The following is an 11,480-nucleotide window of genomic DNA, read 5'->3' on the forward strand; positions in this document are numbered from 1 at the left end:
AAGGAAGTCTAAGGATGCTTTGTTCCACAATATTGAACGGTAAGCAGTTGCCTACGGAGCAATCACAAGTGGTTGTCCCTTGGTGGAGCTTTACCAAGACGGTGCTAGCTGCGGCAGCGCTTTCTCTTGTTCGTGACGGATTGATCCAGCTTGACGATCATGTCCAAGAAGGCCAATTCACTCTTCGGCAACTGCTCAAACACCAAGCCGGACTTGCGGACTACTCAGAGCTGGAGGAGTACTACGCGGCTGTTGCCGAGGGCCAGGCACCGTGGTCAGCAGATGAAATGATGCAACGTCTTGACGGTGCCAGATTACGTTACGCACCAGGGGCTACCTGGCGATACTCCAACGTGGGCTACATGCTTGTTGCCAGACTGATCGAGCGAGTTACGGGGGTAAGTCTAGGAACTGCACTGACCCAACGTGTGCTGTCGCCCCTCGGTTTGACACATACTAGGCTCGCAAAAAAGCAAGAAGATCTGGATGAGGTATACCTGGGAGCCATTGAGTCATACCATCCTGGGTGGGTCTATCATGGTTTGCTGGTAGGCCCGCTCTCAGAGGCGACTATGTTGCTGAACAATCTGCTGACCGGGAAGCTTCTACCTTCTTCATTGCTGCATGAAATGCATGATGCAGTTGTGCTCGGAGGGCCAATGCATGGAAGGCCTTGGGCCAGTCCGGGCTATGGGCTGGGCTTGATGATCGGCGGAACTAAAAGTGGGCATATGCTTGCCGGGCACACAGGAGTCGGGCCAGGCGGCGTAATCGCAGTATTTCATTATTCAAGTGGCAATAATGCGGCGACTTGCTCTGCGTTCAGGGAGGGCAGCGATGAAGGGGGTGTTGAAGCGCAGGTCTGGGAGCGGCTGTTAGCCGCTGTCGGAGTTTGTGAAGAGCGATGACCCCACTGGAGATTTACGTGATTCAGGCAGGTGTCCATTGATGCGGCAGCAGTTGCTCGATCTCGCTGGCCCGCTTCGTCGGCAGCCGCGTCAGCACATCCTTGAGATAAGCATATGGATCATGCCTATTGATGCGCGCCGACTGGATCAGGCTTATGATCGCTGCCGCCCGCTTGCCGCTGCGCAGCGACCCTGCAAATAACCAGTTCGACCGCCCGAGCGCCCATGGCCGGATCAAGTTCTCGATCTGGTTATTGTCGATGGGCACAGCACCATCCTCCAGGTAGCGCGTCAGCGCTACCCAGCGCTTGAGGCTGTAATCAGGGCCTTGGCTGTGGCCAAACCCTCGGGCACCAGTTCGCGCTGGGCCAGCACCACTTCGCGCAGCACATCGACCAAGCGCTGTAGCTGCACGCCGGTTTGGCCCACCCACGGCGCCAGTGTCGCGAGCGGATGGCCAGGCCGGCACGGCCGAAGATCTTTTCCTGTCGATACAGCGGCAGGTGGTCGGCGAATTTGGCCACCATCACGTGGGCCAGCAGGCCCGCGGTGGGGATGCCCTTGTCGATTACTTGAGGCGGCACCGGAGTCTGGATCAGCGTTTCGCACTGCCGGCAGGTCGGGCTCGGTATTGAGCAGGTCGTCGAGCAAGCTGCCCTCCGCCGATCCGCTCGCTGCGCTTGGCGAACTTGTGGTGTTTAAGGAGGGCGATCTCGTGAGTGAGCTGCTCGATGATCGTTTCATCACGATGGATCTTTCGGCTCGGGGTGTCGATCTTGGACTGTTGCCGCTAAGCGAGATTGCCCCATATGCCGGCGCAATGCTCAACCATGTATTACGACTCAGAAACCAGTGCTGGAAGGGCTTTACTGAGCAACAGCATAGGTCAATGAAATTTCAGCTAATGGGTCACTTCGACATCAGCGTCCACATTGAGGCCAATGTCGGGATAACTGCCGATGGCAAGCACGTTCTCCTTGCCCCTCAACCGATACTTCATACGCCAGTAGTTGGAGGCGGGCTTTTCAGCCTTGCGGGGCGCCATCACATGCAGGTAAAGGCCAGGCACTTCGCCATCGGCGTATTTGCCCGATTCGGCCACGGAACGCATGAAGGCGTCGCTGGGTTTTCGGCGTAAGGCCGGACCATTGTCAGGCGCATGGGCTGGGGTATCGTTTTTACAAAAGAAAAATGTACCCCCGATAATACCCCCATGCACCTGGGAAACCACTGGATGTGGACGGACGGCAGTGGACAGTTTTTAGCTATAACTTATTGTTTTGTAAGTATTTCACGGGGGCAGTGGAACTTGGTTACAGGCTATCCGGATCGCCAAAAAACATTTTGACTGGGCTCTAGCACGGTAGTTTCAGTTTGAAAAAATCTTAATATGCCCCCAATTTTGCCCCCACTCAGACGCCTTGCATGAGCGATCACGAATGGCGATTCCTGACGAAATCCAGTATGGCTCTGGGTGGCTTTGAGTTTACGCCCGAACTGGGGTTAGCTGGGGGGGGAGGGAAGTGGCACGCTCAGAGGTTCTCCCTCGGTGAACTGGAAACCAAAGCAGGTTATGCGCAGCCCAATTCTTGTTCGGCCCTGCTAATGCAAAATGACCGGTTCGGTTTCGACACTTGTCGGATAGCGAGGCGCAGCACGCGGGCGGTCGAATGCGAGCGCCCGCGTGCCCAGGTACCGCTTATGCCGACGCCGGCCTTGGCTCTGCGATTACATCAGGGGCGTCTAGTGCCTTAGTGTCGATGCGGTGGAATAGGAGCTTGCCTTTGTTTTGATCGAACACATCAACGGTAGCTAACGGAATAGCCGTGATTAGAACACTGGTAGCTGAATGATCATCGTCAATGGCTTTTACCTGCAGAGCGATAAGGTGATTAGCTCGAGGTCAAATCTACCGATTGAGCACCCAAACGAGAAGACCATCGCCAGAGCCACCTACCATCCAATTCAAAATTCGCGCGCGTCAGGTGCGACATAACCAGGAGCAAGGATCGCGTTCTTGACACCGTACAGTGCCAAGGGATCGGACAACCACAACCTATATTCTGGCCCCCTTAGACTGTGATCTGGTGAACAGTCCACGCTCCACTTACGTAGGGTGTAGCCCGCCGTAGCCGCCCGAAGTTTCAGCGACAGCATCCCATCAACCATTGCGTAATCCATGAGCGTGACTTCCGGTCGCGGTTGATCAGGGTGAGGGATAAGTGTCAGCTCAACGATCCTTGTCCACTGAATGTCTTGATCGCTCGTCTCGTGAACAGCAACGGCATCATCGAGAAGAGGGCTTGCCTTGCGGATCCGGGTGATGACGAAATCTCGGAACTCGCCCGACTTTCTGTCAAACCCACGGACGTGCCAGCGAAGTCCATTGTCGACCAGAGAAAAAGGCACGATGACGCGCTGGCTGGATCCGTTCAGCGACTCGTAATCAATCTGCAGGGGGCATTTCTGGTGAATCGCCTGGGTGACGTGGCCCAGGATATCGAGCTTCGGCCACGTCAGCTGATCTGGAAAATCGACCGTAATCCCAGGCGTGGTGTCTCTGGGTTCCCCATCACCGAGCCCCTTGGTGATCCAGATCAGCGCGTGTTCCGCGGTGGGGTCAAACAGGCTCTTGAAGGATTCACTGGCTTTGTAGAGGCGCGAACTCGCGTCATACACCAGGTTGTGTTTACTGAGCGTTTTGTACAGCGCGATGTCACGACTGGCCGCCGCTTCCTGAATGTCAAAGCGCTCGATCAAGTGCTGACGCTTGAGTTCACCCAGCATGCGCAATCTGAGATCTATGAAGGCGAGGCGGTCTCGTTGTGGCTGACTGAGGTTCTCAAGCATGGTCGAACTTTTTGTGGTGAAGGGGATTGCCATACTACACCATCATCAATAGACTTCATGCAAGGTTATCAAATTGATGACCATTTAAGAGTGGCGTTGGCCTCACTACTGAGCAGATGAAAGCCCTATGCCAAACGAACAGTTGCCCGATGCATCCGATTCGCTGGGCGAGCCCAAGAGCGAGTTGATCGACTTATCGCCTCAGTTGCGAAATCAGCGGTTGCTGGAACCAATGAACCAGCTCCATTCGACTCGTAACTTCCATCAAGACGAGGCTGGAGAGCCGCTATTTGATGGCCTGGACACCCACTACCTGTGCATGGCCACCCTCAATTTCATGATGGAGGGATCCGCAGTTGGCGCGGGGTACAGCATGGCGGATGTGCACACCTATGTGAGTTCACTGATCAGTCGGATCCGGCCAGAAAAAACCGGCTCAGCGTGTGCAAAGGCAGCCGATGTCGTGATTGGCTGCCTGAGTAATAAAGCCGAGAACTACAAAGAATTCGAATTCACCTACTTTCACGCCCCCACTCTGCAAACCCTCGTATACCGCTTTCGCCTGGTGAATCTTGAGCCGGATCTTGATGACGTTTATCGGTATCGCCCCTCACCAGAGGGTTATCTGCTGCTGATCGGCATGCTGAATGTGGACGTTGAAGATCAGCAGATCCTAATGGAAAAGATGCTGCAGATCCTGATCGAGAGAGGGCGCTTTGAGCAGGCCGCGGAGTTCGCCAGGCGCGCCATGGTGCTTTCCATTGAGCATCGGCAACACATTCAGGGCCATATTACTCAGGCGATTCGCGCACCGGGAACGGTGAGATGGAGTACGGATATCAAACCTCGATTAGACGACTCCCGCCAGCACGTTAAAGCTCGCCAGGAGGAAGAGGGGCGGCTGCTCATGGCGATTCGCAACAAGATTGGTGAAGTAGAAAACATCAAGAGCAAGCAAGAGCTTTCAAGCCTGCATGACTTGTTGTCGAAGGCAGGCAACGTAAGAGCCCGGCTGCAGCTGGAGGTCAGCAGCGCCGAAGGGCGTTTCATCGAAGCTCAGACAGCCGCGTTTCGTGCCCGCAAATCTTCCGGCATTCCTGATCTTGAGACACATCTTCTCCCGCAAGCAATGATCCGCCCAGGCGCGCAGTTGGCTGTGGCGGCCGAGGAGCTAATTGTCAGTATGTTCCCGGCAGTGTTTCCCAAAACACCTGATTTATCGAACCTGCTTAGCATCCTGCTGGAGCGACGTCAGTTAACCAAGGACGCAGATGACGACGAGGATGACGACGAGATCGAGCCGTTCCAGGTCTGGCCGGATCCTTTTCCAGATCAATTGGTTGTCAAAATTTCTCAATGGCTATCCGCAAAATTTGAAGAAAACCGTTCTTGGCGGATTGATGAACTGATAGATGCGGGAGCGAACGAAGGCTTCAGTGCGATTGAGCAGCAGTGCATTGCGTTCTGCCTTTACCGCAGCTTCCCCGACAGCGAATCAGAATTTGAAAACCACCATGCGGTGCTCGATGGTGAATACGAAACCTGGGTGGTCCGAGGCGACAACCTCAGATTCGACGTCAAGACAAAGGTTTAGGAGGTTCATTTGGATAACCAGAACAGCGCCGCAGCACGTCTGATTTATCGGGCACTTAATCTAAGTGCGACCCCGGCCAATGACGTGGAGTATCGCGAGCTATTGGCTCGGTACCGTGCTAGCCCAGAACTGCAGCAGGTCCTTGCGCAAATTGCTGAAGGGATGGAACTGATGGTGCTCGATGTCAGCGAGCGTGGCTTGATCATCGCCCCGGCACGCAAGGAAAGTCGCTTCTCGATTCGACTTGGTGATCTACGCAAAAACTTGTCTGAAGACCAGCGTGTCGCGCTGGCGCTGAGCTTCCTGGCCATCTGCGCGGTGTTTTATCCAACGACCGCTTTGATTGAAGATGACAGCCGGTTTCCAATGCCGGCGACGTTGGCCATGTTCAGGGACACCTTGACTGGCTTGTCCGGGCGCATGAATGCACTCGAAGATTCCGATGATTATTCCCGAGAGGAGCTGCGACCAGGCTGGAGCTACATTCACAGCCTGCCTACTTCGATCCCCCAAGCCGATCGCGCGTCGCCAAACTCGATTGAAGGGTTGGTGCGCATGGCACTGAACTACCTGATTGAGTACGGGCTGGTGAATAACGTGGGGCCCCAGGATGAGGGCGAAGCGGTTGAATACACCGCCACCCATCGACTGCGCATTCAGCTGCGTGAACGGACGCTACCGCGACTATTTGACTATGTGCGTTCCGGCGCAACGGCCTGAGGATTTTATGCAAAAAATTACCCGAATGCATGTTTGTCGCTACGGTACTGCCACTGCCTGGTACGACCAGACCTTGCTCGACTTCACTGCGCCGGATACGCACGAGGCGGTCAACGCAATTGTCAACCTTGAGAACACCGGTGGCAAAACCTCGTTGCTGTCGTATGTGTTCAGCATCTTCGAGCCGCGCCGGGATCTGTTCATTCAGCACATGCAGAACCCCAACCACCAGTTCAATGACTATTTCGCTAAAGACGGAAAGCCATCTTTCATCATCATCGAATGGTCGATGCCTTCAAGGCTGCCTGGGGGCAAGGACTACAAGTTGGTCATTGCCCAAGCCGTTGCGACGCGAGATGTCATTGAACGCGGTAACGACGTTGATCGGGTGTTTTTCGCGTTTGAATCCCAGCACGGCATAGCCTTTGAAGATATTCCGGCCCCTGGCGTCAGCATGCTTGGAGTCAACACGATGGGAGAGCTCAATCAATGGCTCACCCAGATGAACAGGAAGTCCCCTGAAGACTTTTACTCGACCCGCAGTCAGCACGATTGGATCACGCACCTTGCTACTACGCGGCTACTGGATCTCGATCTTCTGGTCATGCAGCGACAATTCAACGGGCAGGAAGGCGGCCTGGAAAGCGGCTTCCTGACCTTCAAGGATGAAGAGGATCTGGTTCGTAAGCTCATGGCACTGACGATGGACCCTGAGCGCGCTCAAACGGTACGCAATACCGTGGTGAATGTGGCTGACAAATATCAGAATAAGCCTCGTCTTGAAGCGCGGCTTATTCAGTTGGCCAGAATCCTGGGAGCCATGAAGCCACTGGGTGAATCGTCTAAAGCTTTTGAGCGTGCACTTGAAGCGCGAACCGGATTGTTGCGCCACGCGTCGGGCCTGGCTGCGGCCATGGAGCTGGCTCGTTTAAGTGAGGAAAAACAGGTCACTTATTTTAGCGACGTGATCGATAGCCTCAACCCACGTATGTTGGAAAAGCAGGAGCTTCTGGTCAATCAGCGAGCATCCACGCTTTCCATGCATGCTTTACAGCACACGCGCAGTGTGGATCGCACTGCAGTGGCATGCAAAGAGGCCGAGGCAAGTAGGGATGCAACTCAATTGCGTTTGAGGCATCTCAACGGCGCCATTTCGTACAAGAAAATCATCAGCGCCCATGAACGCGTTCTCATTGAAGAACAATCACTAGCAGAAGAAGTTGAGGGCTTGCGCCCGATCAAGGAAAAGCTCGAAACGCAGGGAGCGCTGCTTCGTGGCGCTATCGATATTCTGCTCAAGCAGAACGACGACAAACACATAGCGCAGAAAAATATTGAGCTGGAGGCTGCTGAGGCAGTGGCTCAAGCCAAGGCCCAAATTAAAACGTTGAGCTTATCCATTAGGGCGCTCCAGCTGGAGGAAGCGAAAGTCGGGACCGACATCAATAATGCCGAGATTCAACGCACAGGCTTGCTGGACGATGGAGTACTTGACGCGTTCGATCATGACGCAGCTGCTGCGATCGAAAGAATTACAGCGGCCATTGCCCAAGCGCAAACCCGCCTTGAGGCTTTGCGTGCTGAACGAGCGGGTCATGAACAATACATCGGCCGTCTTCGTGAACAAGCAGAGCAGCATAAGTTACAGGCCCAAGCGCAAGCGCACATCCAACAAAACCTGAACAGAGAAGTCGGCGATGCCAGAACCCTTCAAGAAGACCTTCAACAAAATCGGTTGCTGTGTTCGGTGGTCGAAGCCGAGCGATGTGATCCTGACTCCCTGACTCTGCTGGGCACCGTTAACGAATTTATCCAATCCATGGATCGTGAAGTGTTGGAGCGGGATATTCGCCTGGCCAAACTCCAGCGCGCCAGGCAGTCCATTGAAGAATCCGAACTTGCGGGCCAGAGTGATGACGTCGATCAAGTTGTCCGGCTACTTCGATCCGCTGGCATTCATTCTGCGCGAGCAACTAACTCCTACATTGCAAACCTGGTCCCCGATGCTGATGAGGCCCGTCGACTGGTCGCCTCCGACCCAGCCCGGTTTCTCGGCGTCTGTGTGGCCTCTGAAGAGTGGGGGAAATCACGAAAAATTGTTGCGGGGGCTGACTTACCCCTGAGCACTCCGGTGACAATCGCCCTCGCCACCCTTGATGTGGCCGTTGCTGCATTCGATCGAGTCGTGATACCGGCAGAAGACAACTCTGCCTATAACCTAGAGGCCGCGGCCGCAGCGCTGATCGATTTTGAACGACGAATCGCTGAAATCTCAGAGACGCGCGACGCGCACATTCAACGCCGCAGCGATGCTCGTGATGCTTCCAACAAACTCATGGATTATCAGGAACGCTTCGGCGCTGTGCGAATCGCTGAGCTTGAGCGAAATATTCAAACTCACTACGAGGAAGAACAGGCATTCGCGACCCTGCGGGCAGCGTGTCTGGAAGAAGTCAGTGAAGTGTCGGAGCGTGCAAAGGGGCTTGAGGGAGAGATTGAATCGATTCCAAATGAAATCGCCAATCAGGCGAGCATGATCCAGCGTCTGGAGCGTTACTCGCATCAGTATGAGCAGCCGCTTGCGCAGTGGAAGCAGCAGCTGGCAACGGTACAAGCCTCTCTGGAAGAGGCAGAATCAGAAAGTGACCGCTTTGGGAGAGCGATCGAACAGAAGGAAGGAATTATCACCCACTCGAAGCAATTGCAGTTCGACCTTGCAGTCGATGCAAGGCAACTCTTGAGTCGTAAGGATGTTACCGTGATCTTCGATCCCGGTTTCGATTGCAACGCAATCCTCAAACATGATTTCAATCTGCAGGCACTGATCGAAACCTATGACACCGAAAAGCTTTTTTTTGATACCGCGGAATCCGACCGATTGGGTGCTCGCCGAATAGCCCTTCAACAACGGCGTGAAACGGAAGCGACACTGCGTAGCGAATACAGGGCTGATTATTCCGATCTGCGCGAAGAGGCCGTGATCGACCTGCTCGACCTCGATCTGGCACATGAACGCTCGACCCAGGCAGCGCAGGTCAGTTTGTACGAGCAGGCATTTTTATCGTCATCGAACGCGCACGCGGTGGCCAGCAATGACAAGCGTGCTTTCTTTGCCAAGGTCAATCCCCCTCAACCCTCCGATGACGTCTTGTCACTCAGCGATGATGAACTGGCGCAACACATCGTGGTGGTCCAGGAAAATACGGAGCAGCTTGAGACCAGTCTGGTCTGTGATCAAGAAGCAGCCGAGAAAGCATTGCAGGGGCGTGCTCAAAGCAAGAAGAATGTCGATGTGCTGAACAAACATAAGAAAATGCTCAGTTCTGCGGTTCCTCATGAGGCTGCCGCTCCCGAGTTTATTGAGCTTGAAGGTGACGGTGATGCACAACTGAACGAGGTGCTCGACCGCCACAAGCAGCTCAGTGGCGGCTTGGACGAAGCCCGGAAATTGGCTCAGGCGCACTTCGTAGGGTTTACTGATGTGGTGAAATCAAAGGCCGTGCAGGAAGTCGATCCGGCCCTCGCGCACGAGCTGTCGAGCAACTCATTTGAAACCACCTGCAGTGATTTTGAGCGACTGATGATGCTGATCGTTGAGCGTACGGATGCCTCTCAGTCTGAGCTCGACGGCATGCTGCCCGACTTTGAGAATTGCGTGGGCGAAGTGCATCAGTTGGTAGAAGAGGGCATGAGTGTCCTGAAGAAAGCTTGCGAGGTCATGGTGCCAAAAGGCGCCCCCTATGTCGGTGGCAAAGTCATCATGAAGATGCGTCATCCGATTACAGGTGTTTCGACGGAAACCGGAAAGGCTTCTATTCGGCATTACTTGAACGCGTTGATAGAGACTAAGGTCATTCCTGAACACGGCGCGGACCTGGTCGCAGCCGGCATGATTAACCTTTCCCCACAACGCGCGTTCGGTTTGCAATTATTGCAAATGGAGCAGAATGCTGACCACCAGTACCAAGATGCCGGGAGGCTGAAAAAGTCTGGTGGCCAAGGGGTGGTCATCGCCATGTTCATGTACCTGATGATGAGCCAATTGCGGCGTACCCATCAGGCCGTCACTAAGCGTGGAGGCGGGTGTCCCCTTATTCTTGATAATCCGTTTGCCAAGGTACAGACCCGGGCGTTGATTGATGTACAGATCATGCTGGCCGAGGCCATTGGTGTGCAGTTGATTTTCTTCACAGCCATGAAGGATGTGAACATCCTTGCCGGCTTTCAGCGGGTGATCCGTCTGCGCAAGGAGGGCGTGAAAAGTGGGCGATCTCACATTCAGATGGCGACTGCAACCTTCAATACTGTGGTGCAAAGAGCAGGTACAAATTGATGAACATTGCTTTTTTTGAAGCGTTGCGCGGCAGCCGTAAAAAGCGCATAGAGCTGCTGAAGTTAAGGAGCCTCTGGATAGAACACCATCCAGAGCTCCAACAGCACCCCAATCGGGATAGGTTACTCATGGAAGCCCTTAGGGCTGGAGATGAGCAAGGCATCCTGAGACTTCCTTCTCCCCGCAGTTTCGAGCGGATTGGCAATCCGGCCATGCCCATGTTTATCACCGTCATCGTTGAAACGATCTCGGTGTTGAAACCAGACTGGACAACCGTTTCCTGGATGCCGGAATTGGGGTTTTGGATGCAATTGACGGAAAGCGAAAAGGTGACTGCCAAGGTCGTCAACGAATGGCTCATCCGCCGCAAGGGGCGCTTTATGACGGTGCCGTTGCGCGAGCGATCGCTTGAGATGTTCGGGGATGAGAAATACCTCGATGCCAGGGTGCGATCCAATGCACTTTTTGGCGGCAGGCTTGCTCTGTCGGCGATTGGTGCCAGGAAGGTGGACCTTCCCTTGCCTTACCGACAGCAGCCTGGCAAACCAGGGCGGCCGGTGCTGGTCGTGGAGAACCATCACACGTTCTTCAGCCTTGGCGAATGGAACGACACCGCACATCGCTACGCGGCCGTCGTATATGGCGCGGGTAGCGCCATTACGTCGACGGGTACAGCGCTGGATGAAGTCATCAGGGAGGTTGACGGTGACGGAGCGGAATACTTCGGAGATCTGGACCCCGAGGGTGTTTCAATACCGCTGCGATACAACTCTAAGCATAAGACCCAGCTGTACCCGGCGATCTGGCTCTACCGAAAGCTGCTGACTATCGGTCGCCACAGGCCACTGCCCATCCTTTACGCAGGTGACAACCAAGCGGTTACTTCGTGGATACCTGAACTCGCTCAGGAAGTCCACGATGTGTGGAAGGAGGGCGACTGTCTGCCACAAGAGGGCATAGGGCTTGAGCAACTCTTATCCCAGCCTTATGAACTAGGCTTAAACAAAGCCTCTATCGATAATTTATCTGCAGCCGCTCAGTCGTAGGCTAGCGACAAAATGATCGTTGTGCCGGC

Annotated in this window: 7 protein-coding genes and 1 pseudogene; 5 read left to right on the top strand and 3 right to left on the bottom strand. The window is 54.5% G+C overall.

Translation table 11 applies throughout. The annotated features are described in order from the left end of the window. Positions 1-14 precede the first annotated feature (14 nt). Positions 15-908 carry a serine hydrolase domain-containing protein gene (locus tag QBK88_RS05080; RefSeq protein ID WP_277961182.1) on the top strand — a complete coding sequence of 298 codons (894 nt, stop codon included), beginning with the start codon at positions 15-17 and terminating at the stop codon, positions 906-908. Between the two features lie 22 nt (positions 909-930). On the opposite strand, the pseudogene QBK88_RS05085 reads toward QBK88_RS05080, so the two are convergent. The 3 genes and pseudogenes from QBK88_RS05085 to QBK88_RS05095 all read right to left on the bottom strand — a co-directional run. After that, a pseudogene (locus tag QBK88_RS05085) lies at positions 931-1,689 on the bottom strand (IS66 family transposase); the annotation flags it as partial. A 120-nt stretch (positions 1,690-1,809) separates the two neighbouring features. Beyond that, positions 1,810-2,019, bottom strand: coding sequence for an Arm DNA-binding domain-containing protein (locus QBK88_RS05090; RefSeq protein ID WP_445764889.1), 210 nt, complete (start codon positions 2,017-2,019; stop codon positions 1,810-1,812). A gap of 854 nt (positions 2,020-2,873) precedes the next feature. Further along, positions 2,874-3,695, bottom strand: coding sequence for a WYL domain-containing protein (locus QBK88_RS05095; RefSeq protein WP_137206567.1), 822 nt, complete (start codon positions 3,693-3,695; stop codon positions 2,874-2,876). Positions 3,696-3,885: 190 nt separating this feature from the next. Between QBK88_RS05095 and QBK88_RS05100 the strand changes: the two genes are divergently transcribed. From QBK88_RS05100 to QBK88_RS05115, 4 genes are read left to right on the top strand one after another with little or no spacing between them, the layout of a single operon-like run. Continuing rightward, a complete protein-coding gene (locus QBK88_RS05100; RefSeq protein ID WP_277961183.1) occupies positions 3,886-5,352 on the top strand; it encodes a hypothetical protein in 1,467 nt (488 codons plus the stop codon). A 9-nt stretch (positions 5,353-5,361) separates the two neighbouring features. Further along, positions 5,362-6,072, top strand: a complete 711-nt coding sequence (locus QBK88_RS05105; RefSeq protein ID WP_102592363.1) for a DUF6063 family protein — start codon at positions 5,362-5,364, stop codon at positions 6,070-6,072. A 7-nt stretch (positions 6,073-6,079) separates the two neighbouring features. Continuing rightward, positions 6,080-10,405: a hypothetical protein gene (locus QBK88_RS05110; RefSeq protein ID WP_277961184.1), complete on the top strand. Its 4,326-nt coding sequence runs from the start codon at positions 6,080-6,082 to the stop codon at positions 10,403-10,405. Then, positions 10,405-11,451, top strand: a complete 1,047-nt coding sequence (locus tag QBK88_RS05115) for a Wadjet anti-phage system protein JetD domain-containing protein (RefSeq protein ID WP_137206526.1) — start codon at positions 10,405-10,407, stop codon at positions 11,449-11,451. The genes QBK88_RS05110 and QBK88_RS05115 overlap by 1 nt, the downstream gene beginning before the upstream one ends. The last annotated feature ends 29 nt before the right edge of the window (positions 11,452-11,480 follow it).

The organism is Pseudomonas sp. RIT-To-2 (assembly GCF_029623465.1).
Lineage (GTDB): Bacteria > Pseudomonadota > Gammaproteobacteria > Pseudomonadales > Pseudomonadaceae > Aquipseudomonas > Aquipseudomonas silvicola.

Coding starts and splice junctions, on each gene's coding strand:
- QBK88_RS05080 (WP_277961182.1), top strand. CDS start 15: ATGCTTTGTTCCACAATATTGAACGGTAAGCAGTTGCCTACGGAGCAA.
- QBK88_RS05090 (WP_445764889.1), bottom strand. CDS start 2,019: ATGCGTTCCGTGGCCGAATCGGGCAAATACGCCGATGGCGAAGTGCCT.
- QBK88_RS05095 (WP_137206567.1), bottom strand. CDS start 3,695: ATGCTGGGTGAACTCAAGCGTCAGCACTTGATCGAGCGCTTTGACATT.
- QBK88_RS05100 (WP_277961183.1), top strand. CDS start 3,886: ATGCCAAACGAACAGTTGCCCGATGCATCCGATTCGCTGGGCGAGCCC.
- QBK88_RS05110 (WP_277961184.1), top strand. CDS start 6,080: ATGCAAAAAATTACCCGAATGCATGTTTGTCGCTACGGTACTGCCACT.
- QBK88_RS05115 (WP_137206526.1), top strand. CDS start 10,405: ATGAACATTGCTTTTTTTGAAGCGTTGCGCGGCAGCCGTAAAAAGCGC.